20 protein-coding genes and 1 pseudogene are annotated in these 23,866 nt (G+C 57.9%); 10 read left to right on the top strand and 11 right to left on the bottom strand.

Going from position 1 to position 23,866, the window contains the following annotated elements:
• Positions 1 to 4: 4 nt before the first annotated feature.
• On the bottom strand, positions 5 to 811 hold the full coding sequence (locus CKA38_RS11605; protein ID WP_108825623.1) for a TrmH family RNA methyltransferase: 807 nt from the start codon (positions 809 to 811) through the stop codon (positions 5 to 7).
• 135 nt (positions 812 to 946) lie between these two features.
• Positions 947 to 1,732, bottom strand: coding sequence for an SDR family oxidoreductase (locus tag CKA38_RS11600; protein ID WP_108826559.1), 786 nt, complete (start codon positions 1,730 to 1,732; stop codon positions 947 to 949).
• A 177-nt stretch (positions 1,733 to 1,909) separates the two neighbouring features.
• Between CKA38_RS11600 and nth the strand changes: the two genes are divergently transcribed.
• Positions 1,910 to 2,587 (top strand): endonuclease III, encoded by a 678-nt coding sequence (nth, locus tag CKA38_RS11595; protein WP_108825622.1) that lies wholly within the window; start codon positions 1,910 to 1,912, stop codon positions 2,585 to 2,587.
• 69 nt (positions 2,588 to 2,656) lie between these two features.
• Here the strand turns inward: nth and CKA38_RS11590 are convergent, their stop codons facing one another.
• Positions 2,657 to 4,006: an MFS transporter gene (locus CKA38_RS11590; RefSeq protein ID WP_236919017.1), complete on the bottom strand. Its 1,350-nt coding sequence runs from the start codon at positions 4,004 to 4,006 to the stop codon at positions 2,657 to 2,659.
• A 327-nt stretch (positions 4,007 to 4,333) separates the two neighbouring features.
• On the opposite strand from CKA38_RS11590, the gene CKA38_RS11585 reads away from it, so the two are divergent.
• The 4 genes and pseudogenes from CKA38_RS11585 to CKA38_RS11570 form a co-directional block, all read left to right on the top strand.
• Complete coding sequence (locus CKA38_RS11585) at positions 4,334 to 5,473, top strand: NAD(P) transhydrogenase subunit alpha (protein WP_108825620.1); 1,140 nt, start codon at positions 4,334 to 4,336, stop codon at positions 5,471 to 5,473.
• A gap of 61 nt (positions 5,474 to 5,534) precedes the next feature.
• Positions 5,535 to 5,819, top strand: a complete 285-nt coding sequence (locus tag CKA38_RS11580) for an NAD(P) transhydrogenase subunit alpha part 2 (RefSeq protein ID WP_108825619.1) — start codon at positions 5,535 to 5,537, stop codon at positions 5,817 to 5,819.
• Positions 5,820 to 5,822: 3 nt separating this feature from the next.
• Positions 5,823 to 7,238, top strand: coding sequence for an NAD(P)(+) transhydrogenase (Re/Si-specific) subunit beta (locus CKA38_RS11575; protein WP_108825618.1), 1,416 nt, complete (start codon positions 5,823 to 5,825; stop codon positions 7,236 to 7,238).
• A 71-nt stretch (positions 7,239 to 7,309) separates the two neighbouring features.
• Positions 7,310 to 7,603, top strand: a pseudogene (locus CKA38_RS11570) (lysine 2,3-aminomutase); the annotation flags it as partial.
• On the opposite strand, the gene CKA38_RS11565 reads toward CKA38_RS11570, so the two are convergent.
• On the bottom strand, positions 7,582 to 8,499 hold the full coding sequence (locus tag CKA38_RS11565) for an AraC family transcriptional regulator (RefSeq protein ID WP_108825617.1): 918 nt from the start codon (positions 8,497 to 8,499) through the stop codon (positions 7,582 to 7,584). The pseudogene CKA38_RS11570 and the gene CKA38_RS11565 overlap by 22 nt on opposite strands.
• A 144-nt stretch (positions 8,500 to 8,643) precedes the next feature.
• Here CKA38_RS11565 and CKA38_RS11560 point away from each other — a divergent pair, with 144 nt between their 5' ends.
• Both CKA38_RS11560 and CKA38_RS11555 read left to right on the top strand, forming a co-directional pair.
• A complete protein-coding gene (locus CKA38_RS11560) occupies positions 8,644 to 9,990 on the top strand; it encodes an MFS transporter (RefSeq protein ID WP_108825616.1) in 1,347 nt (448 codons plus the stop codon).
• A complete protein-coding gene (locus tag CKA38_RS11555; protein WP_108825615.1) occupies positions 9,987 to 11,414 on the top strand; it encodes an aldehyde dehydrogenase family protein in 1,428 nt (475 codons plus the stop codon). Before CKA38_RS11560 ends, CKA38_RS11555 begins: the two co-directional genes overlap by 4 nt.
• Positions 11,415 to 11,545: 131 nt before the next feature.
• Here CKA38_RS11555 and CKA38_RS11550 read toward each other — a convergent pair whose 3' ends face one another.
• Together CKA38_RS11550 and CKA38_RS16485 are read right to left on the bottom strand one after the other, a co-directional pair.
• Positions 11,546 to 12,772 carry a M14 family zinc carboxypeptidase gene (locus CKA38_RS11550; protein WP_108825614.1) on the bottom strand — a complete coding sequence of 409 codons (1,227 nt, stop codon included), beginning with the start codon at positions 12,770 to 12,772 and terminating at the stop codon, positions 11,546 to 11,548.
• The gene (locus CKA38_RS16485; protein ID WP_152032832.1) at positions 12,696 to 13,124 is read right to left on the bottom strand and encodes a hypothetical protein; all 429 of its coding nucleotides are present in this window, start codon (positions 13,122 to 13,124) and stop codon (positions 12,696 to 12,698) included. The genes CKA38_RS11550 and CKA38_RS16485 overlap by 77 nt, the downstream gene beginning before the upstream one ends.
• Before the next feature lie 222 nt (positions 13,125 to 13,346).
• On the opposite strand from CKA38_RS16485, the gene CKA38_RS11540 reads away from it, so the two are divergent.
• Positions 13,347 to 14,369: a hypothetical protein gene (locus tag CKA38_RS11540; protein ID WP_108825612.1), complete on the top strand. Its 1,023-nt coding sequence runs from the start codon at positions 13,347 to 13,349 to the stop codon at positions 14,367 to 14,369.
• Positions 14,370 to 14,595: 226 nt separating this feature from the next.
• Here CKA38_RS11540 and CKA38_RS11535 read toward each other — a convergent pair whose 3' ends face one another.
• The gene (locus CKA38_RS11535; protein WP_108825611.1) at positions 14,596 to 15,210 is read right to left on the bottom strand and encodes a DJ-1/PfpI family protein; all 615 of its coding nucleotides are present in this window, start codon (positions 15,208 to 15,210) and stop codon (positions 14,596 to 14,598) included.
• Between the two features lie 134 nt (positions 15,211 to 15,344).
• Here CKA38_RS11535 and CKA38_RS11530 point away from each other — a divergent pair, with 134 nt between their 5' ends.
• Positions 15,345 to 15,692: a winged helix-turn-helix transcriptional regulator gene (locus CKA38_RS11530; RefSeq protein WP_108825610.1), complete on the top strand. Its 348-nt coding sequence runs from the start codon at positions 15,345 to 15,347 to the stop codon at positions 15,690 to 15,692.
• Positions 15,693 to 15,844: 152 nt separating this feature from the next.
• Here the strand turns inward: CKA38_RS11530 and CKA38_RS11525 are convergent, their stop codons facing one another.
• Entirely contained in the window at positions 15,845 to 16,774 is a 930-nt protein-coding gene (locus tag CKA38_RS11525) for a GNAT family N-acetyltransferase (RefSeq protein WP_108825609.1), read from the bottom strand.
• 220 nt (positions 16,775 to 16,994) lie between these two features.
• Between CKA38_RS11525 and CKA38_RS11520 the strand changes: the two genes are divergently transcribed.
• The gene (locus CKA38_RS11520; protein ID WP_108825608.1) at positions 16,995 to 19,556 is read left to right on the top strand and encodes a glycogen/starch/alpha-glucan phosphorylase; all 2,562 of its coding nucleotides are present in this window, start codon (positions 16,995 to 16,997) and stop codon (positions 19,554 to 19,556) included.
• Positions 19,557 to 19,836: 280 nt separating this feature from the next.
• Here CKA38_RS11520 and CKA38_RS11515 read toward each other — a convergent pair whose 3' ends face one another.
• The 3 genes from CKA38_RS11515 to rho all read right to left on the bottom strand — a co-directional run bounded on the left by CKA38_RS11515 (position 19,837) and on the right by rho (position 23,666).
• Positions 19,837 to 21,651: a mucoidy inhibitor MuiA family protein gene (locus CKA38_RS11515; RefSeq protein WP_108825607.1), complete on the bottom strand. Its 1,815-nt coding sequence runs from the start codon at positions 21,649 to 21,651 to the stop codon at positions 19,837 to 19,839.
• Between the two features lie 200 nt (positions 21,652 to 21,851).
• A complete protein-coding gene (locus tag CKA38_RS11510; protein WP_161554870.1) occupies positions 21,852 to 22,406 on the bottom strand; it encodes a hypothetical protein in 555 nt (184 codons plus the stop codon).
• A gap of 6 nt (positions 22,407 to 22,412) precedes the next feature.
• Positions 22,413 to 23,666, bottom strand: a complete 1,254-nt coding sequence (gene rho / locus CKA38_RS11505; protein ID WP_108825605.1) for a transcription termination factor Rho — start codon at positions 23,664 to 23,666, stop codon at positions 22,413 to 22,415.
• Positions 23,667 to 23,866 lie beyond the last annotated feature (200 nt).

Below are 23,866 nucleotides of genomic sequence, written 5' to 3'. Positions count from 1 at the left end.
TGTGCTACCTTCGCTGCCTCACCGCCTCGAACAGCGTGATGATTGTCGCCATCGCCACGTTCAGCGAATCGGCCTGACCGGCCATCGGAATGCGCACGCGCGCGTCGCTTTCCGCCAGCCAAAAATCGCTCAAGCCGTATTGCTCGCTGCCCATGATAATCGCGAGCGGGCCGCGCAAATCGGCGTCGTAGTGCAGCCCGGTCGCCGAGGGAGTCGTGGCCACGGCGCGAATGCCGCGCTCGCGCAACCACGCGCGCACCGGCTGGCTCTCCGCAATAACCACGGGCACCGAAAACAAAACGCCCGTCGATGAGCGAACGACGTTTGGATTAAAAATATCCGTCACCGGATCGCACACGATCACCGCGTCGATTCCCGCCGCGTCCGCGCTGCGTAAAATCGTGCCGAGGTTGCCCGGTTTTTCAATCGCCTCGACAACGAGCAAAAACGGCGCGGCCTTGCCGTTCAGAATCGGTTCGAGCGATTCAAGCGTGTTGTGCCATTGCGGCGCGACGGCAAGCAAACCGTCCGGACGCTCGCGATACGCGACCTTGGAAAACGCGTCCTTCGAGAGCTCGACAACCTGCGCGCCGGCCGCGCGCGCCTGCTCGATGAGCGCGGGTTCGTTTTCGCCGAGAAACCAATCGGACGAAAAATACAATTCGGAGAGCTTGATGCTCTTTTCGAGCGCGCGGCGGATTTGCCGGTAGCCCTCGATGAGAAACGCGCCCGCCTCATCGCGCGGACGCCGGTCGCGCATGCGCACGAGCTGCTTGACGCGCGGGTTCTGAAGGCTGGTGATTCGTTCCATCTTTTTTTGAAATGCGGATTTCGGAATGCGGATTGCGGAATGGCAAGCAAGCAATCGTGTTCATTCGCGCTACAAAACTAAAAAAAGCGCGGACCTAAAAAAGTCCGCGCCTTTTTCCAAATGGATCGGAGAAACTCAAATCGTCATCGCATGGTAGCCGCCATCGACGATGATTTCGGCTCCGGTGATGAATTTGCCCGCGTCGCTTGCCATGAGGAGCGTGGCGCCGACCAGTTCGTTGGCCTCGCCGAAGCGCTTCATCGGCGTGTGGCCCATGATCGAGGCGATGCGGTCGGGCGTGAGCACCTTGCGGTTTTGCTCGGCGGGGAAAAAGCCGGGGACGAGGATGTTGACTCGGACGTTTTTCTCGGCCCATTCGCGCGCAAGGTTTTTGGAGAGGTTGTGCACCGCCGCCTTCGAGGCCGAATAGGTGAACACACGGGAAAGCGGAATCACGCCGGACATCGAGCCGAGGTTGATGATCGAGCCGCCTTCGCCGCGCTCGACGAGGTATTTGCCGAAAATCTGGCAGCCGAGAAACACGCCCTTGAGGTTGATGTTCATGATGCGGTCAAACTCGTCCTCGGGAATTTCGAGATAGGGCGTGGCGGAGTTCACACCCGCGCCGTTGACGACGATATCGACCTTGCCGGAGCGCTGGAGGACGGTGGCGAGCAAATCCTCGATGGCTTTTTTGCTGCTCGCCTCGGCAGCGACAAAATACCCCTTGCCGCCGGCGTCGGTGATTTTTGCGAGACGGGCCTTGGCTTTTTCCTCGTTACGCCCGACGAGGACGACTTCGGCGCCCGCGCCGGCGAGGCCCTCGGCCATCGCGCCGCAGAGTTCGCCCGTGCCGCCGATTACGACGGCGACTTTGCCATTAAGGTTGAAGAGGGAATCGAGATATTGGGCTGAGGACATGATGATTTTTTGTTGGTTGGGTTGGGTGTTTGTTTTGCTCCTGAAAACCAGAAGAACGCCATGTCGCGGCGCACAAGGCAAGCCGCAAGAGTCTCGTGTCCGATTTTTTGGCAAAGTCCGTTTTCCTTGCGTCTTTTTCGCTCGCGATGCGGCCCGCGAGGGGTTCTCGTAACGGCCATGCCGGGCAAATCTTCTCCGTTCAAAACCAAGGCGGCGCGCGCCGCTTACGTTGATAAAAGGCTGGCAGAGCTTTATCCCGAGACGCCGATTCCGCTCAAGCACGGGGATGCGTTCACGCTGCTCGTGGCGGTCGTGCTGTCGGCGCAGTGCACGGACAAGCGAGTGAACGAGGTCACGCCCGGGTTGTTTGCGCGCGCGCGGACTCCCGAACAAATGATGCGCCTGCCGGTCGCGGAGATCGCGCGGATCATCAGGCCGTGCGGCTTGACGCCGCAAAAATCGAAGGCGATTTCGGGGCTCTCAAAAATCATTGTCGAAAAACATGGAGGCCGTGTGCCGCGCACGTTTGAGGAGCTGGAGGCGTTGCCCGGAGTGGGACACAAAACAGCGTCGGTCGTCATGGCGCAGGCGTGGGGCGTGCCGGCGTTTCCGGTGGACACGCACATCCACCGCCTTGCGTTTCGCTGGGAGCTGAGCGACGGGCGAAGCGTGGTGCAAACCGAGCGTGACTTGAAAAAACTGTTTCCAAGGGAGCACTGGAACGCGCTGCATTTGCGAATGATTTATTACGGGCGCGAGCATTGCACGGCGCGCGGTTGCGATGGCACGGTGTGCGAAATTTGCCGGACACTTTTTCCGAACCGCAAACATGCGGTGCGGGCGAAAGGCAAGTGAATGACGCATGCCCTCGAGGAAGGTAACCCCGAAGCGCGCTGAGCGCGGAGGCAGGACTGGCAGTCCTCGCTACAACGTCATTCCGCGCTTCTTGCTCATTCTCGCGCCGATCAAAATCAATATGCAGCCCGTCATGCCGAACGGAGCCATGAAGTAGAAATACAATCCCCAGCCCATGTGGCCCTCGGGCGGCGTGCCGAGTATCAGGTTGTGCAGGTAACTGAACACATCGAACACCCAGCCCTTGCCGTCGAGCAGTCGCCCCAGCAGGAAGCCCGCCAGAAAACCGCCGAAATACTGGAACGAATCAATCACGCCCGAGGCAAATCCCGCCATCTTTTTTCCGCCGATATCCATCGCCGCGGCCGTGCCGAGCAGCGAATGCGTCGAGTTGGCCGTGAACGCGATGAGGATGAAAAACACAATGACCCCGTTGAGCGTCGATGCCTGCGCGGCCAGGATGATGATTATTGTTTCTATAAAATAAATCACCGCGGCCACCGGCGCGCGACGTCCGTTGGCAAAGGTGTCGGAAACATACCCGGACACCAGCGAACCCGCCGACGCCACGATCGGAATCAACGTCCCCAGCCAGAAAAAGTGAGGCCCCTTCAAATCCGTGCTGAAAACCTCCTGCACGTAACGCGGGAACCATTGGTCCACGCTCTGGCGCACGGTGCCCGTGCACGCATAGGCAAACGCCACCATCCAGATCACCGGATTGGAGACGATTCGCAAAAACACATCCTTGACGGTCGGCTCCTTTTCGCCGCTCGCGCCGCCGTTTGCCGCGGTGTCCTGATCCTTCAATTCGTCAACATGGTAGCCCGCCTCCTCCGGCGTGTTCTTGACGACAAACGCAAACACGATCGCAACCGTCATCGCGATGCCCGAGGGCACCCAAAACAGCCAGCGCCAGTGCAACGGATCGACATGAAACATTCCGAAAAGCGTAAACCCCGCGAGGAGCGACGGCCCGAGCCAGAAAATCCCCAGCCGTCCGAGATTGATCATGAAACCGAAGATGCCGGAAAACTTTCCGCGCTCGCGCTTGTTGAACCAGGTGACGTTGATCTTGATGAAACCCGGCGCGCCGAACGCCTGCAAATACCCGTCGATGCCGCGCAGCATCACGAACAACCAGAGAAGCCCGGCAAACGACGCCACGCCGAACAGGATGTTCATGATGATCGTGCCCGCCACGCCGATCAGCATCGCGCGTTTTCCGCCGAGCTTGTCGGCGAGCAGTCCGTTGACGATTTGCCCGCACGCATAGGCGAACATGTTCACCGAAATGATCCAGCCGATCTGCTCGTTGGAAAACCCGAATTCCGTCGCGATCGACTTGTTCGCTATCGAGAAATTATAGCGGCACATGTAGAACGACGTGTAGAGCAGGCCGATGATGCCCCAGTTCACCCCGCGACGCGTTCGAAAACCCTTCGGGAGCTGGCGTGAAACATTCAGTCTGTGTTCGCGTGCAGGGTTTTCGGCGTCCATAAGATTGATTCGCATTGTGCCTCAAGCCCGCCGAGTTGCACGTCCTTTTTCGCAGTAAAACGAACCACATTTTCAGGGTGCCCACATCCGATTCGCCACCCGTGTTTTGTAAAATCCGTGGACAACCAAATATTTCTCGAAAAACCCATTGCCACAACGCCCTGACTTCTGACATGCAACTTTTCTTGCACGTAGCGACAAGCCAACGCTTAACGTCCACAATCCACCGACAGCAATTTTTCACCAATGCACATCCACTGTCCCATTGAAACGACACCGAACGAAACACGCGTCACGCTGCTGCCCGATTCGGTAAAAACGCTTGTCGCCGCCGGCCTCGCCGTCTCCCTTCCGCGCGGCTTCGGCAAAACCTGCCTCATCCCCGATTCCGACTACGAAGCCGTCGGCGCCACCATGACCGGCGACGCAGACGCCGCCCTCGCCTCGGCGGACATCGTGCTCGGCATCGCCGCCCCCACGCCCGAGCGCATCGCGCGCCTCAAGCCCGGCTGCCTCCACCTCAGCTTCCTCGACCCGTTCAACCAGTCCGCCCTCATCCAGACCCTCGCGCAGAAAAACATCAGCGCCGTGAGCCTCGAAATGATCCCGCGCTCCACCCTCGCGCAAAAAATGGACGTGCTCAGCTCGCAAGCCAACCTCGCCGGCTACGCAGCCGTGCTCCTCGCCAGCACGCGCCTCAACAAAATTTTCCCCATGATGATGACGCCCTCCGGCACCCTCTCGCCCGCGCGCGTGTTCATCGTCGGCGTCGGCGTCGCCGGCCTCCAGGCCATCGCCACCGCCAAGCGCCTCGGCGCGCGCGTGGACGCCTTCGACACGCGCCCCGTCGTCGAGGAGCAGGTCAAGTCGCTCGGCGCCAAGTTCGTCAAAATCGACCTCGGCGACACCGGCCAGACCGCGCAAGGCTACGCCAAGGAACTCACGCCCGAGCAAATCGAAAAACAACGCGCCGGCATGGCCAAGGTCTGCGCGCAATCCGACGTCATCATCACCACCGCCAAGCTCTTCGGACGCAAATCGCCCGTCATCATCACCGACGAAATGGTGCGCGGCATGAAACCCGGCAGCGTCATCGTCGACCTCGCCGCGTCCGGCGGCGGCAACGTCGCGCTCACCAAGCCCGGCGGCGAGACCGTCACCGAAAACGGCGTCACCATCATCGGCCCCGAATGCCTGGAGCGCACCCTGCCCCTCCACGCCAGCCAGATGCTCTCGGCCAACCTCACCAACTTCATCACGCACTTCTGGAACGCGAAGGAAAAACAACTCCCCATCGACACCGCCGACTCGATCATGGGCGGCTGCCTCATCACGCACGGCGGCCAGGTCGTCCACCCGAGCTTCGCGCCAAAAACAACCGCCTGATTTTTTTCATCCAGCCGCAACACCCACACAGCACACCTTTTTCCCCTCTCACAACACACACATGGAAACACTACTGCTCCTCCTGTTCATCTTCACGCTTGCCGCGTTTCTGGGCTTCGAGCTCATCTCGAAAGTGCCCTCGCAGTTGCACACGCCGCTCATGTCCGGCTCCAACGCCATCTCCGGCATCACCATCGTCGGCGCCATGATCGCCACCGCGCACATCGGCGGCGAGGCCGCCAAATGGATCGGCTTCGGCGCGCTCGTGCTCGCCACCATCAACGTCGTCGGCGGCTACGTCGTCACCGACCGCATGCTCGGCATGTTCAAGAAGAAGGACAAATAAGCCATGAGAGACATCGCCATCCAAATCGCCTACATCGTCTCGGCGGGCATTTTTATCATGGGCATAAAAATGCTCGGCTCCGCCACCACGGCGCGCCGCGGCAACCGACTCTCCGCAATCGGCATGCTCCTCGCCGTCATCATCACGCTCTTTGACCAGGGCATCGTGAGCGCGGGCATCCAAGGCTACGCGTGGATCGCCGGCGGCATCGCGCTCGGCGCGCTCATCGGCGGCATCCTCGCCAAGCGCGTCCAGATGACGGGCATGCCCGAAATGGTCGCCCTGCTCAACGGCTTCGGCGGCCTCGCCTCGCTGCTCGTCGCCTGGGCCGAATACGCCACGCTGCCCGTGCTCGGGCTCCTCCCCGTTTCCGGCGAGATGCGCTTCACCCTAATCGTGAGCGCGCTCACCGTGATCGTCGGCGGCATCACCTTCACCGGCTCGCTCGTCGCCTACCTGAAACTCTCCGGAAAAATGTCCGGCCGCCCCTTCCTCTTCGCCGGCCAAAAGGCGATCAACTTTGTCGTCATGCTCGTGCTTGTGGCCGCCACGGTCGTGCTTGCGCTCGCCCTCAAGGACTACTCCGCCACGGCCTTCTACACGCTCATCGGCGGCGCGTTCCTGCTCGGCGTGCTCGGCGTGATTCCCATCGGCGGCGGCGACATGCCCGTCGTCATCTCGCTGCTCAACTCCCTCTCCGGCGTCGCCGCGTCCTTCGCCGGCTTCATCATCGGCAACACCGTGCTCATCGTCGCCGGCTGCCTCGTCGGCGCGAGCGGCCTCATCCTCACCGTCATCATGTGCAAGGCCATGAACCGCACGCTCGGCAACGTGCTCTTCGGCGGCTTCGGCGCGGCCTCGTCGGGCTCCGGCGGCGGCGCCGAGCAAGGCGAAATGAAAGCCGTCTCGACCGAGGACGCGTATTACATACTCGAAGCCGCGCGCAGCGTCGTCGTGATCCCCGGCTACGGCATGGCCGTCGCGCAAGCGCAGCACGTCGTCAAGGAGCTCGGCGAACTCCTGGAAAACAACGGCGCCGAAATCCGCTACGCCATCCACCCCGTCGCCGGCCGCATGCCCGGCCACATGAACGTGCTCCTCGCCGAGGCCGACGTGCCCTACGAGCAGCTCGTCGAAATGGACAACATCAACCCGATCATGCCGACGGTTGACGTGGCGATTGTGATTGGCGCGAACGACGTCGTGAACCCGGCCGCCGCGACCGACCCGTCGAGCCCGATCTACGGCATGCCCATCATCAACGCGCACGAGGCGAAAACAGTTTTCGCGCTCAAGCGCGGCAAAGGCACGGGCTTCTCGGGCCTGGAAAACAAACTCTTCTTCATGCCCAACACCCGCATGATCTATGGCGACGCCAAAGCCACAGTCGCCGATCTGGTCAGCCAGATGAAGGGGTGAGCGGAAATAGGCCGGCCCTGTTTTGGATATTTAATCAACAAAACTCAGCCGGCCCCTTTTCACTTTCTTATCGGAGACTGTCCGGCCTCGGGCGCACGGTGCGCGGGCCGTCGATGTCCGCGATGCCGGGCAAGGTGCTCGTCGATGGCATCGCCGAGGTGCGAGGCGAAAAGGTTTTCGTGTTGAAGTTCATCCAGGGCCGCGAGCCGTCGTGGGCCGGGCGCGTGTTTTTCGCGAAGTTCGACGAGAAGGCGACAAGGCTCGATCAGCTCAAGCCGGCGTTTGGCGAGAAGGAATTTTTCTTCGAGCCGGCCATGCTCAAAATCAAAAGCGAACATAAAAATCATCGCGCTCGGCGTGAATGAGCGCGCCTGCAGGCGCGCGGGGTGCAACCGGTGACGCGCTTGAACGCATTGCTGAAAGCGCTTTCCGACGAGTAACCGAGTCGCTCGGCGAGCGCGGCAAGCGTCGCATTTTCCTCGCGCAGAGCGTGTTCCGCAAGGCGCATGCGCCATTGCGTGAGATAGGCGAGCGGCGCGATGCCGGCGACGGTCTTGAAACGCACCGCAAACGCCGTTCGCGACATGCCGGAGGCTTTCGCCAGTTCGTCAATCCGCCAGGAACGTCCCGGCGTCTCGTGCATCAGTCGCAATGCCGGTGCGAGCTGTTTGTCCGCGATGGCGCGAAGCCACTCGGAGGCCAGTGGCGCGCCTTCATCGACATAAAGCCGCAAAATCTGGACAAACATGAGCCCGACCAGATGCGCGGCGGTGATTTCGCCACCCGGCAAAACACGGGCGCGTTCACGGACATATTGGTCGAGCAGCCACTTGACGGACGCGGCTTGGGGTGAGGCTGCCTTGATGTGAATGAAGGGTGGCAAAACGTCCTCGAGAATCGCGCCGCTCGCCCCGTCAAGGCGGATGTGTCCGCCGATTTGCACGCAATCCTCGGCATCACCGATGACTTGTGTTTTGCTTTTTTCAAAGAGTTTAACCGCGTCCAATGGCACGGCACTCAAGTCGCCCGCAAGTATGAAGGATGTTTGCAGGGAGAGCAGGATGACATCGCCTTCCTCGATGCGGACGGGCGTCTTGTGATTGTCGATTGCCAGCCAGCATCCGCCTTTTAGGATGGCGAAAAACTTGAGCTTATCCGGCGCGGGAAAACGAATGCTCCACGCGCCGCCGGCGGTGAATCCGCCCGCGACCGTCGGCTCCACTTTTGCCAGTCTGAGAATGTCCGATAAGGGGTCTGCCATCGTTTGAAAAAGAATATCATGCGCGCGTTTTCAAATTGGCAACAGTGCGCTGGCGCGAAACGCGCGTCTTGAATGCGCGCTATGATTTTCTGAACGCGCGCGCATTCAAAGTTTGCGCGGTGGCGGTTATATTCACGGGGAAGCATGGTTCACGACAACACTCGCACCCACAAAAACACTCATTCGCATTTCCGAAATTGGAAGGCTTGGGCTGTGGTTGGTGTTTTCGTTTTCCTCACGGCGCTTGCCAGCGTGGACCGGTTTCTCATCGGGCTGGTGGTTGATCCGATAAGGGAAGCCTTCCGTTTGGATGACATTAAAATGGGGCTGTTGCAGGGGCCTGTTTTTGCAATCGCATTTCTCATCGGCAGCTTGCTAATGGGGTGGATTGTGGACCGATGGTCAAGTCGGCGGATTCTTTTTCTCGGCGTGCTGGTGTGGTCGGCGGGGACGATTTTTTTCGGACTGGCAGCTTCGTTTTCAGGGCTGGTTTTCGCGCGCGCGTTGCTGGCAATCGGGCAAAGCGTTTTGCAACCGGCGGGATGGAGCGTGCTGGGCAAATTATTTCCCGCCGAAAAATTGTCGCTCGCGCTCGGCGTGCTTGCCACCGGAACGCAAATCGGCGTCGCAAGCTCGTATCTTTTGGGCGGGTTCATGATTTCCTGGGCCGGTGCGTTTGCGACAGACGCGCTGCCTGTGATTGGCGGTGGCGCCCCGTGGCGGATCGTGTTTTTGGCCGTGGGGATTATCGGGATTCCGGCAGCGTTTTTTGCGTTTGCGATTCCAGCTGTTCGCGCAAGCCCTGAAAATATAACTGCCTCCGGACGCGGCTCAAAAGGATTCGGTGCGTTTGTCCGCGGCAACCTGCCGTTTTTTGCGCTGCATTTTACCGGATTTAGTTTGCTCGGCGCGATGGTGCACGGCGTTTCCGCGTGGATGCCCGCGTATTTGATTCGGGCGCACTCGCTCGACATACGCGTTGTCGGAACGATTTTCGCGCTTTCGCAATTTCCCGTTTCGTGCGGTCACATTTTCGCGGGCTGGCGGGTTGATCGATCTTTTGCGCGCGGGAGAGGCGACGCGCACATGCGGCATTTCGCCCGTGTGGCGGCGATGGCCGCGATTCTTGGCGGCGTGGGATTCGGCTTCGGTTCGTCACTCGCCGCGGTGCTTTTCTGCTTTGCAGCCATCCAATTCATTCAGCCTTTTTCGGGAGTGGCCGGAGCGGCGTTGCAAATTGCGACACCAGTTGAATACCGAGGTCGAATCTCCGCCATTTTTATCATGTGTTATAACGCGGTCGGCATGACCCTCGGGCCCAGCCTGCTTGTTTTTCTGAACAAATACGCGAGCGGGGAAAATCTCCGGATTGCGATCGCGCTCACATACGCGCTTTTGGGCGGCTCGGCGGCAATCGTTCTTTGGATCGGTCGCAAATATTTTTCCGAGGCGGTGGTGCGCGCGAAACCAAAAAATCAGGTAACAAAATGAAACACATCACACAGCACTATATCAACGGACACTTCGTGGAATCACGCGGAACGGAAACGATAGATTTAATCAATCCCGCGAACAAACGCGTCATCGGGCGGGTTTTGCTTGGAAACGAGGAAGACGCGCGCGACGCCGTGCGAGCTGCGAAGAAATCCTTCGAGGCGTTTTCGCGGACATCCGTTTCCGAGCGCGCCGAAATGTTGCAACGCCTGCACGACGCGGTTTTGGCGCGCGAGGCGGATCACGTCGCGGCCAGAACCGAGGAATATGGAGGTGTGCCGTTGCATAATAAATTTTCCATTCGTGGAGCGGCCAAAGTTTTTTTGAACATGAAAAAGACGCTGGAAAATTATTCGTTTTCAAAACGACTGGGACCTTCCGTTGTGACCATGAAACCTATTGGCGTGGCCGGCCTGATCACGCCGTGGAACTCGGCGATTTTTATGGTGTGCAACAAACTCGCGCCAGCCATTGCCGCCGGATGCGCGACCGTGGTGAAGCCGAGCGAACTCAGCACAATTCAAACGCGGATTCTCGCCGAGTGCGTTCATGATGCCGGACTGCCCGCCGGAGTCATCAACATGGTGAACGGGCGCGGAAATGTTGTCGGGACTGAACTAACGCGAAATCCAGATGTGGCAAAAATTTCGTTCACCGGTTCGACCAGCACGGGAAAAACTGTCATGTGCGAGGCGGCGGCAACCATCAAGCGCGTGACACTGGAATTGGGAGGCAAATCGCCGCACATCGTCCTCGACGACGCGGACGCCGACAAGGCCGCCGTCTTTGCACTCGAGGCGGTTTTTCGCAATAACGGACAAGCCTGCATTGCCGGCAGCCGCCTGCTTATTCCCGCGCATCGTTTGGAGGAAATGAAAGCCGCGCTTCTGCGCGCGCTGCCCGCATGGAAAGTTGGAAATCCCAATCAAGCGGACACCGTCATCGGCCCGCTAGTGAACGAAATACAATACAATCGCGTGCAAGAATACATTCGCAAAGGCATCACGGAAGGCGCGAAATTGCTGGCGGGTGGCGAGGGCCATCCGAACGGCTTGGACGCCGGCTGGTTTGCGAAGCCGACGATATTCACCAACGTTAACAACGACATGACCATTGCGCGCGAGGAAATTTTCGGCCCCGTGCTTTGCGTGATTACATATAAGACGGAAGACGACGCCGTCCGCATCGCCAACGACACAATTTACGGACTTCAAGGATGGATAAGCACATCCAATTCGGAACATGGTAGAGAAATCGCCGGACGCATTGAGGCCGGCGCCGTGATGGTCAACGAGAGTTTCGATTTGCTCGACGAAGCGGGCATCCCCGCAGGCGGTGTCAAGCAATCCGGAGTCGGCAGGGAGTTCGGGATTTACGGACTTGAAGAATACTTGGAGCCGCAAGCCGTGTTCGCCCGTTGATGTTCGAAGCCGAAAAGGGTCGTGTTTTGTAACTTTTTAGGAGCATGGCCGACGGACTCGAGAAAAGTCAGAAGAAAATTTTGAAGGAGGGTGAAAATGGGGACAGTGCGACGCCAAGGCCTCGGGCGGTGTCATGGCTGGGTTTCGAGGAAGATACGGAGCGCCTTCGCCATGTCTTTTCCGAACAGACGCGCGCGATCCGCTGTCACGGCGGCGCCGTCCGTTGCGCCGATGTCCGCGGCGAGGGCGTAGGGTATCTCCAATGTCATGGCGGCGATCGTTTCGGGCAGGGTCATGAACCAGGTGTTGCATTTCACCAAGGCGGGGTTCTTTGAGTTTTTGGCTATCCGGTTGTGGGATTTTTTGTAGTAGAGCGGGCTTTTTCTTTCCGCCTCAAGTATGGAGCAATAACGGTTCACATTGTCCGAAATCTTTTTGTTCAACTCGGCGGCCTCGGTGAAGAAGAAGAGGGTTTTGCCTTTTTCACTGGGGCAGTGCATGTCGAAGAGAACCGCGGGGCGCCCGTCAATCCATTCGGAAACTTGTTTCTTGAAGGCGCGGACGGTCGGGTGAATTTCCTTGGCGTAGTCGCGGTTGTGGTCGTGGGGTTTGCGATTCTTGCCCTGGTCGCCGTCTTCGACACCGTCCTTGTCCATGAACGGCACGATGAGGAAGTCGGCGTGTTCGCGCAGCCAGCGGCCGTCGGGGGTGTCGGAAAGGATGGTGTCAACGATGCCCTCAAGGGCGTAGCTGGCCATCGTCTCGCAGGCGTGGTGTCTTGCTGTGAGCGCAACTTTGAAGCCGCTCTTTGGGTTTTGCCCGGCGACGCGGAGCAACTCGGCGTTTCTGCCCTTGGTTGTTTTGCAGAGCGTGCCGATTTTCAACGCGGGGTTTGTTTTGTGCTTTTCGAGGAAGGCGTTGAGTTCCTTTTCGGTGTAATTGGGGCTGAGGCTGAAAAACACCTCCGTGTCATCCTTGCCGAATGTGTATTTGAAAGCGGAGGAGACGGCTGAGTAAGGGAGGTTGCCGGTTTTGTTGTAAAGCCATGTCCATGTTTTTCCGCCGTCCTTGCTGATCGCCGGGCCGAGGTAGCTGATGATTTTGTCGTCGAACTGGAACTCCAGCGTTTTGCCCTGCGCGCCCCGGACGCGGAACGACCAGTAGAACCATCTGCCCTTGGTGTCGCGCAAGTCCTGTTTCAGTTGCACGACGCTCTCGCCGGCATCGACTACGATGATGTTGCCACCCGGAAAACCGGCATCGATTTCGACTTTTGTTTTTTCAGCTGCGGACGCGGCGGCGGTGGAACCGGCAATCAAAAGAACAGCAAGGAGTGATGACAGGATGTGTTTTTTCATGGGGGGTGGTTTTGCTGATTGATGAGTGCGAGTCGGGAATTTTTAAAGGGAATTTTGAAGGGGGCGGGCCGAAGTTTGTTGATTTTCGAATTGCTCCAAACTGATTTTGCCCGCGAAGCCGATGCGTTTTGAAGTGCGGTGGCACGTAGCGCGGCAGCGCGGAGATGGCATCGCCGCAAGGCGATGGCCCGAAGGGCTGATTGCAGCCGGGCTGCCCGCGCAGCGGGCGGGTGCAATCACAAAGCAAAGCGGCGACACCGCTTTGAGCGATTTGAGGATTTTTCACTGCGCACAAAAGCGGTGTCGCCGGGCGGGAGTGATCCGCGCGGATGAAAGCATGATCAAAAATCACCTCGAAAAGTGGGGTAAGCTCGGTGGCGCAAGCCCCCCAAACGCCTGAAGGGTTCGGGTAGTTTTGCTTCTGTCAAAATAACGAGTTGCAGCACACGCCGCTCATGACAAAAACGGTGACTGTTGAAAGGAACCTCAAACTATAAAAATCAACAATTCCCGGAATATCCTCCCTCACATCTTCATGTGAAACATTCCCAGACCAAAACAAGAAGTTAACCCAATGAAAAGAATCATACTCCTGTTAATGACCCTGCTGCCGATGATAGTTTCGGCGCAAAAATTCACGCCCGACCAGCCCGAGGGACGCGGACTTTACCTGTTCAACACACCATCACTAACCAGCATGAACAGCGCGAGCCAAGGATGGATGATCATGCACGGCGAGCAGGTGCATGCGAATCGCCTTTTGAAGAGCGGTTGGTGCGAGGTGCGTTACAAATCCCCGTCCACGGGCAAGGAATTCACCGGATATCTCAAAATAAAAACCCTCACACCGCTCGACGAGACGGCGAAGGAAATGAAGGCTGGCTACGAAAAACTCGCTCTGCTTGAAAACCAAACATTGAAGGGAGGCGTCATCCTTGCCGCGGCCGGGCTGGTGATATTGTGCCTTGGTTTTCTAGGGTGGATGAGGATCCTCCTGCTGGCTGTCGTGGTGATGCTGCTGTCGGCCCTCGAAATATATTTCCTCACCCACTCGAACGGCTTTACTTTTTACCTGCCCACCGTCGTGGGGTGGAAATGGGCCGTGATTCGGTTCCTGTGTTTTTCCGGATTCTTGTTCGTGCAGGTTTTCCTCTGGTTCAAAACGATGATGTTCGTCGGAAAAAAGTCCGGAGTCGTGGGAAATTCGATCGGGTTGGCTGCACTGGCAACATTGGGCCTTTTTGTGGTCATGATCATAAGCATGTTTATGGACACGAGAACCGGCGCGACAAGGGAAGCCGCCATATTCAAAGTCTTCATTGGCGTGCAGGCGGGCATCGTGGTTTATTTATTTATACATGGTTGTATAAGAGATGGTTTTTTCAGGACCTTGCTCGTCACGCCGATCTATGCCGTCGGCTTGGCGGCCATCGGGCTCATGGCTTACGATATGTTTATAGTCGCCCTGATCCTCGTGCTTCTCCTGCCATTGATGCAAGTCATCGGGGGCGGCTTTGCAAAAGGCGGATTCACCCAGCGCGACGCCGGGAAAAACGCGGACGGAACGACAAAGTGGGAATGGGGCGACAAGCAATAAATTCCCCGGAAACCAGCAGACAGAAAAATACCCCAGGCCTGAATGGCGCTTAGTCAAGGTAGCACAGACATTCTTGTCCGTGTTTCTATTCACTGTGTTCCACTGCCTTAAAACTGCACAGGCAGGAATATTCCGTGCCGCTTTTCAGACGACAAACACCCTCAACTAAGCGCCACTCCAACCCTCCCCCGCCGGGGACGACAAACGGCTGCCCCCCCGGATCATTTCATTGGCACAAGCCGTTTTTGAAAAAACTGTAGTTGGCCTCTATGTCGCCCCCGGAATAAGCATCCAAGGCAAGCATGCATTCCCTGCTGAACTCTAGAAATCCGGTCCCGTTGGCCGTGATCAGATTTCCGTCCCGCACAGCTTGCGCATCCCGATAGTTGGCTTTTCCGGCGTAGTTGCTTCCCGCCAGTTTCTCCAAGTTTTCAATCCCATTACTGGTATGTTTGCGGACGTTCAGAAAACCGGCCATGCCCAGGAATACAGTGCCATTACAAATGGCGCCAATCACCTTCCCCTTGGCGAATGCTTTTTCGACCAGGGGAATTATCCGCTGGGCTCCTTCCGTTAGCTTTCCCGTGCTTTCGGAAAACCAGGAATACCCTCCGACAAGAATCAGGCCCGCATAATCCTCGGGCACATTATCAATATCATAGTCCGGAATGGTGGTGAATCCGCCATTGGAGTGTATGGGGCCTTGACCGGGCGACACAACTTTCACCTCGCAAGAAGGCTCTTTCCCATTAATTCCATGTTGCAGCGATGTGGAAAGGAAAGCATGTTCCCAATCGGCATATTGCTCCAAAACAACAAACAACACTGTTTTCTTGATCATATATATCCTTGTTTTTTAATAATTAACCTTTGTTACATTTACAATATAATACAAATTGAGTGATAAAGTAAAGTAGGCACAATATTTTCAGATAGGCACATTTATTATACTATTGGGCAATACCAAGAGGTTACATGATGAAAAAGAATTATATACCATGTCCCGTCGAAACGACGCTGCAACTGCTGGAAAACAGGTGGCGCGTCCTGATTATCTATGATTTGATCGGGGGTAAGAAAAGATTCGGCGAACTGAAAAGAAACATATCCGGCATTTCCCAGCGTTCGCTGACACTAAATCTTCGATCAATGGAAGAAAGGGGGCTGATTGAAAGAAAGGTTTATGCCGAAATCCCGCCAAAAGTAGAATATACCTTATCATCGATTGGCAGGAGCCTGATTCCGATATTAAAATCAATGGAACGCTGGGGCACGGATTATAAAAAATTGCCCATGCCATTGCCGGCGAAACATTCTTTATAATAATAGTCGAGGAACCGGAAACAGCCAACGGGGCCGGGGCATGTTTTATCACCTTTTATGAGCATGACCGACGGACGAGAATGTCTGAGACAGGGGCATGCCTTGTTTTTGACATTCGTCGATTACCGCCCCCCCAACAATCTCCGTCTGAATCATCCTGTTTCGGGCATGAACGTGGGGAAGACGATGCCTGTTTCCCGCGTATAATCCCCGAGAACTTGCGTGATGTGCAGCTCGCAGTTTTTCGTCCCGATCGCATACATCGCATCCACCAACCGACGAGACTCGGACGGGACAAGCCAGACCGGCGAGCAACCGCGATGGAATCCAAGTTCCCCGCGCACCAAGGCCGCAGCCAGCTCCTCGTTGCGTGCCACGCCGGGACCGAGCATGTTGCTCCCGGGGTCATTAACCGAGGCGAGAAACCCGCCGAGTTCGCCATCCGGCCCGACCAGGACGCTCATGTGCCAGATGCCGCCGGGATTGCGCAAAAAGAAATGATAATCCTTTTCCCGCTCAATGTGCGCGAGCTCCCTTTCGAGCGCGACGATTTGAGGGATGTCCCCGACGGTCGCGTCGCGAAAAGTCCAGCCGTGCGGGGCGGCGACATCGAAACCGCTTTCGGGAACCCTGACCGTCATGTCTTGAAAAAACCGCGTCGGCACAAACCCCGCCTTGTTGTAAAGGGAGAATGAATCGACATTGGTCGCGGCTGACACAAGCCGCACGGGCACTCCCCGCCGCTTCGCATCGTCGGTGATATACCGGAGCATCAGGGAGGCGACGCCGTTCCCGAAAAAATCGGGATGCGTGTTCATGATGCCGAGGGCGACGTGCGTGGGCCGCGGGTGAAAAAAACACACGCCCGCGATACGCTGTGACGAGGTTTCCACGGCCATCACGCAGCAGCCGGGATCAAGGTCCTCGTAAACGCGAGGGAACAGCAGCATCGTTTCCCAGCCGCCGCTCACGAGCCGGTAGCCGCGGTTCTTTTCATACCAAAGGTTGAGCGAGGCATGGATTAACCGGGCAACCTCGTCCCAGTCGCCCGCCTGCATGAGTCGTGTTTCAAAAGTCGGCATGGTAAATCGAAAATCAAACTGCGGCGCTCATACTTTGGAAACTTCACCACAAAGGGAAGAGCAAAGCCCCGCGTGCAGGTTGGCCTCCCGGGTTTCTACCCTGCAACATTTGGGAGCCGCCCCCTATGCGGCCAACAGTCGCATTTTAGACGTGACCGGACACACAGTCATGTCACCCTAGGAGGATTCATTTTTGAAAGATTCCAATTTCAGTTTTCACATGGCAACCAACAGCAAAAAACAAAAAAGCACCGCTTCCGGAAAAACAGCCGCGTCGAAAGACGCATCCTGGCCAAACTCCCCCTGCCCCAGCCCGGAAACCACATCGCCATTTGACGCCACGAGCACGGGCAAATTCAAGCAAGCCATCTTCCGCCACCTCACCTATACCCTGGCCCGCGACCTCCACTCGGCCCAGCCGCACGATTGGTGGATCGCCACCTCGCTCGCCGTCCGCGAGCACATCCTCTCGCGCATGATCTCGACCCAGGCCGTGCACAACCGCGACAATGTCCGCCGCCTGTATTATTTCTCCCTCGAATACCTCATGGGACGGCTCACCGAGAGCAACCTCTACAACACCGGCCTCTACGATGCCGCCCGCGAGGCCATCAAGGATCCCGACATCCCCGTCGACTTTGAAACCATCCTCAACGAGGAATCCGACATGGGCCTCGGCAACGGAGGCCTCGGACGCCTCGCCGCCTGCTTCCTCGACTCGCTCGCCACCCTCGACCTGCCCGCCATCGGGTATGGCATCTATTACGAATTCGGCCTCTTCCGCCAGGCATTCGTCAACGGCTCCCAAGTCGAGCATCCCGACTCCTGGATGATGGGCGGCACGCCCTGGGGCATCGCGCGCCCGGAAAACAAAGTCACCATTCAAATCAAGGGTCGCGTGGAAAACGTCTTCGACGACCGCGGCAACTACCGCCCGCGCTGGGTCAACACCGACGCCATCATCGGCATCCCCCACGACATCCCCGTCGCCGGCTACGACACCAACACCGTCAACTTCCTCCGCCTCTGGTCCTCGCAATCCGCCTCCGAGTTCGACCTCGCCGCGTTCAACTCCGGCGGCTACGTCGAGGCCGTCCGCGAAAAGGCCGTCACCGAAACCATCTCGAAGGTTCTTTATCCCAACGACAAAACTGAAAACGGCAAGGAACTGCGCCTCATCCAGCAATACTTCTTCGTCGCTTGCTCCCTGCGCGACATCATGCGCCGGCACTTCCGCAACCCCGAGAATTCTTGGGACAACTTCCCCTCCAAAATCGCCATCCAGCTCAACGACACCCACCCCGCCGTCGCCATCGCCGAACTCATGCGCATCCTTCTCGACGAGGAGGAAATGCAATGGGAAAAAGCCTGGGGCATCGTCACCAAGGTCTTCGCCTACACAAACCACACCCTCCTTCCCGAGGCATTGGAAAAATGGAGCGTCGGCCTCTTCGACCGCGTCCTCCCCCGCCACCTCCAGATCATCTACGCCATCAACGACCGGCTCCTCCGCCTCGTCGAGGCGCGCTGGCCCGGCGACGACGGCAAAAAACGCGACTGCTCCCTCATCGAGGAAAACGGCGGCAAATCCGTGCGCATGGCCAACCTCTCCGTGGTCGCCTCGCACGCCGTCAACGGCGTCGCCGCGCTCCACACCGCGCTCCTCAAAAAACAACTCTTCCCCCAATACGACGAACTCTTCCCCGGGCGCTTCCAAAACAAAACCAACGGCATCACCCCGCGCCGATGGCTCCTCGACTGCAATCCCCGCCTCTCGAAACTCATCACCAGCACCCTCGGCACCGACCACTGGGCATGCGATCTCGACCTGCTCCGCGGCCTCGAAACCCACGCCGACAAATCCGAATTCCAAAAGGCGTTCATGGAAGTCAAGCGCGACAACAAAAACGAACTCGCCGCCATCATCAAAGCCGATTGCCAGATTGAAGTTTCGCCCGACGCGCTCTTCGACGTGCAAATCAAACGCCTCCACGAATACAAGCGCCAGCACCTCAACCTCCTTCACATCCTCGCGCTCTACCGCCGCATCCTCCAGAACCCGAACCTCGACATCGTGCCCCGCGTCTTTGTGTTCGGCGCCAAGGCCGCGCCCGGCTACGACCTCGCGAAAAACATTATCCGAGCCATCAACGTCATCGGCGCGCACATCAACGCCGACACCCGCATCGGCGGCAAAATCAAGGTCGCCTTCCTGCCCAACTACCGCGTTTCGCTCGCCGAAAAGATCATCCCCGCCGCCGATCTCTCCGAGCAAATCTCCACCGCCGGCAAGGAAGCCTCCGGCACCGGCAACATGAAGCTCGCCCTCAACGGCGCCCTCACCATCGGCACGCTCGACGGCGCCAACGTGGAAATCAAGGAGGAGGTCGGCGACGAAAACATATTCATCTTCGGCATGAACGTCGACGAAGTGGAGGCTCTCCGAGCCAAAGGTTACAACCCGTGGAACTATTACAACGCCGACGAGGAACTCCGCGCCATCATCGACTGGATTGGCTCGGACTATTTCACGCCCGGCGAGCACGGCGCCTTCGCCCCGCTGCACAACAGCCTGTTGAACGGAGGCGACCCCTTCATGGTGCTGGCCGATTTCCGCGCCTACAGCGATGCCCACGAAAAAGTGGACGCGCTCTATCGCGACAAAGCCAAGTGGGCCCGCGCCGCGATCCTCAACACCGCCCGTGTCGGCAAGTTCTCAAGCGACCGCACCATCCGCGAATACGCCAAGGATATCTGGAGCCTCCCCGCGATAAAAACCTGAGCGCAGGCCGCTTTCATCGCGCTTCGCAACAACGGCATTCTGCCAGTAACCGCATCCACGCCGTGGTCGTTTATGCAGGGCGGCTGGCCGACTGTCGTTAACGCTCGAAACGCCGAAACCACCGCATTTGGCGTTCAAAAAACGGCGTGCGCGGCACGAGACATTCTCTTTTGTATTTGGCTTTTGAATACAAAAATTGATGGGAAATCAATGCCTTGCGGCGTGGATCTCCCATCTTGTGTCGGGCGACGGAATACAGCCCCCTTGCCCAATTTCACTCTCACTCCAAGCCCGTCACCTGAATGTCGCCGGGATACTCAATGTTGAACTTGACCGGAATTTCGCGTTTTTCGCCGGGCTTCATGTCGATGCGCCAGACAAGTGTGTTGTTTTCCTCGCGTGTAACCTCCTTGCCCGGTTTTTCCACCGTGCCGATATCACGCTCGGCGGGGGCGAGCACATTCAGAACGATTTTTTCGTTGCGCGAGATGGGAAGCGATTCTTTGAAGACAACACGCTCGACGGTTTTCTTTTTGTTCGTGATCGTGACAAGAAACTCATACGTCACGCGGCGGCCCTTGCCTGTGAGTCCGGTGGTTTCCGAGAAACGATTCACGACACGGCGCTTGATCGCCACGCCCTCGTCGGCGCCGAGCGAGAGTTGAAATCGTTCCGAGGGCATCACGGTTTTGATTGAGGAAGTGGAAACAAACGCATCGTCGAGAAAAACATTCGTGCTGCCGGCGAGCAGGGGGAATTCGGTCGAATTGTCCACGTAAGCGCTGAGATATGCGGTTTCCTGCAAGGCGGGCAGTGACTGATATTGCAGTTTCGCGCCGAGCTTGGCTGTCGTGATGCTAACCTTTTGAGGAGTGTTGTCGCTCGGAATGCTCGTTGCCGCGGCGATCTTGAACGATGCGCTCGTGGTGGTGTTATCCACCTTGGCAACGGCATAGTCGGAAGTGACAACGGAGAGCGCAGGCGCGGCTGTGAGCCTTCCTCCTGTATAACCGTCCCCGTTTGCTGCGAAAGTATACCGATTGCCCGCCATGTCGTTATTAAAGCGATTGTCCATGGCCGCTGTGTTGAGCATGAGCGCGTTGCTATTACCCAAAGAAACCGCTCCTGTTCTATTGAACGATCCACTGCTCGCGTCCACTGCCGGCTTCGGCACAAACACATCCACATACCACGGCTTCGCCTCGGGCGCGCTGCCGCCGAGTCCGGGTCGCGCGGTGGAAAGCGTGAGGGCAATATTCTTCCAGTCCTCACCGCTCGACTGCCGCACAATGCCGTGATACGCCAACTCCACCACACGCTCCTCGGCGCGCAAACGCACGTCATAAGCGGGCGTCCAGCTCGCGCCGTGCACCGTGTAGTCGAGTGTCAAATCCAGCGAACCGGACTTCGCGGCATTCAGGCGCACGGTAACGGTCTTGTAACTTTTGCGCGCGCTGCCGCCTTGGAGAATTTCGTTCAGCTGTGATTGGAGTGCGACGCGCCTGCCCTGCGTTTCATTGATTTCGTCCGACAGCTTCTGTCCCTCCACCGCAAGCGCTGCGCGGTTCTCGCGCGAAAAATCCAACAATTTTTGCATGTCCTCGATCTTGGGATGCGACGCGGGCGCGTCCTTTGCCGGAGGCGCGGCAATGGCATCCTCGATTTTCCCGACAAGGCTCACCTGCCATTGAAGCGTGGTGTTGCGGTCGTTGAGAGCACGGAGCGTTTTGTCGACGGCCTTGAGCTCATCCTGCAACGTCTTGACGCGCGGCTGGCTGGTCGCGTCAACCTTGTCGGTGTGGGTGATCGCGGTCGTGACATCAAGAATCGTTGCCGCCGCGGTTCCCCTTCCCCGCACCTGCACGGAAGCGTCGACCAAATCGACGGGGAGTTTTTCGAGCGCAATGCATGATTCGCCCGCCGACAATTCGACGCTGGCTGTGCGAGTGACAATGGCGCGATCAGTGTAGACGGTGACCGCCGTGATTTTCGAGGGCGTGCGCGTGTCTTGCGCCAAGGCAAGCACGGGGCTGCAAAACATCGCAGCAATAAACAACGCACGGCATGCGGCCGCGCCAATGGTCGAGGTTTTCATGGGATACCGGGTAGGTTGATGAATGCACACTCAACGCGCAAGCGGGAGAAATATTAAAAAAATACGAATAAAGGGGAAACGTATTTTCCGCCGGGAATCGCCGCAGGGCACGCGAATACTGCGGGACAAAAAGCACGGCGGTTGCGAAATACGCCCCGCTAAACAGTCATGCTTCTTTATAACAGCCCCTTGTTGAGGGCTCAGGCCTCCGGCATTCCGGCCTCCGTCTCTTTTTTTTCGGCAAAAGTGTAGGTGGTGTCGAGAACGAGGTCGGTGTTTTTGGTGACGAAAACGCGCACTTTTATTTTGCCCGTTCGCGCGCCGGGGGCTTCGGCCTGGGCGTGGCCGAGAATGCGACGGCCCTTGTTCTTCTTGTTTTTGCCATCGCCGGTAAAATCCACCCGCTCACCGCGCTCGAGCCGGGCGAGTTGTTCATCCGTAAAGTTGATGCTCAACCGGCCGCTTTCGCTGAAGAAAAAAAACGGCACAACGCTGGCCTTGTATTCGGCTGTGTAAACTTGTCCCTCGCTCCGCACAAAGGGCGTCATCGTGAACGTGACGCTGCCGACATAAATCGAAGTTTTTGTTTTGGGAATTAAGACAGTTTCATAACCGGCGGAGTCGAATGCCGGGGCTGAAAAAACTGAAGCCCCGAAAGGCGAAAACACAAAAACGGAAATCAACGCGGCGATGGGCAGCCCCATTCCGCGGCAAAACGCCGCCACTTTTTGCGCAAGCGTCGTTCGCCGTGCCATTGTCCTTTACCGCGCGATGAGTTTCAGGAACTCCTCGTTGTTCTTCGTTTTTGAGAGGCGCATGATCATTGTCTCGGTCGCCTCCTCGATGCGCTGCTGCACGAGGGCGCGACGGAAGAAATGGATCGAGTCGAGGCTCTTGGCGTCGATGAGGAGTTCCTCGCGGCGGGTGCCGGAGCTGGCAATGTTAATGGCGGGCCAGAGGCGCATCTCGGCGCACTTGCGGTCGAGCACGAGCTCCATGTTGCCGGTGCCCTTGAACTCCTGGAAAATGATGTCGTCCATGCGACTGCCGGTTTCGACGAGCACGGAGGCGACGATGGTGAGCGAGCCGGCTTCCTCGGTATTGCGCGCGGCGGCGAAAAGCTGGCGCGGTTTTTCCATCGCGCGCGAATCAATGCCGCCCGACATGGTCTTGCCGCCGTGGCGCGCGTTGTTGTGGGCGCGGGCGAGGCGGGTGATCGAGTCGAGAAAAAGCACGACATCCTTGCCCGTTTCCACGAGGCGCTTGGCGCGCTCGATGCAGAGGTCGGCAACGCGGATGTGGTTTTCGATTTGCTCGTCGTTTGAGGACGCCCAGATTTCGGCGGCCACGGAGCGTTTGAAATCGGTGACTTCCTCGGGGCGTTCGTCAACGAGGAGGATCATGACGTGGCACTCGGGATTGTTTTCGAGCACGCCGAGCGCCATGTCGCGCAAGAGCGTGGTTTTGCCGGTGTGCGGCGGCGCGACGATGAGGCCGCGGGTGCCCTTGCCAACCGGGCAGAAAAGATCGACGGCGCGCGTGGTCATGCGCTCGTCCTTCGTTTCCATGCGGAGCATTTTTTCGGGCGAAATGGTTGTGAGTGAGTTGAAGTCGAACTTGGCGCGCCGCTCGTCGATTTCGAGGCCGTCCACTTTTTCGATGAACTTCATCTTGGGGTTCGGAAATTTGCCCTCGGCGGGATACGCGGTGCCGCTGATGACGGAGCCGGTGCGCAACTTGAAGCGGCGAATCAATTCCTTCGGCACAAAAACATCGGTCGGCCGGCGTTTGCCGTAGCGCGCGAGGTCGAGGAGCTGGCCGTTGCCGCCTTTTTGCGTGTCGATGTCGAGCACGCCTTCGACGCGAATCGTATTGTCGGGTTTTTCCGGCTTGGGCTCGGGTGCGGGATTTGCCACGGATTCGGGATTTGTCGCGGGAGCTTCGGCGGCGGGGGCGGCTTGTTGCGCGGGCGTCTTTTCAGGCGCGTCGGACGCCGGAGTGTCTTTTTTGTCCATTGTAGTGCAAGGTGTTGATAGTAAGAGAAAAGGTGAGAACCAAATCGGTTGATGGTCGATTTCCGCGTCGGAATGTGGAGGCGCATTTTTACAAATGCAGGGCCTTTCAAGCCAACAATAAGCCGCACCAAAACGTGTCGAACAAAGGCATTAATCAATTACTCCGGAATCCGGATTTTTAAGCATTCGGCGAAACTTCA

This window comes from Ereboglobus luteus (assembly GCF_003096195.1).
Taxonomy (GTDB): Bacteria; Verrucomicrobiota; Verrucomicrobiia; order Opitutales; family Opitutaceae; genus Ereboglobus; species Ereboglobus luteus.
Note: the sequence above shows the minus strand (reverse complement) of the source record. Positions and strands in the feature narration are given on the sequence as shown.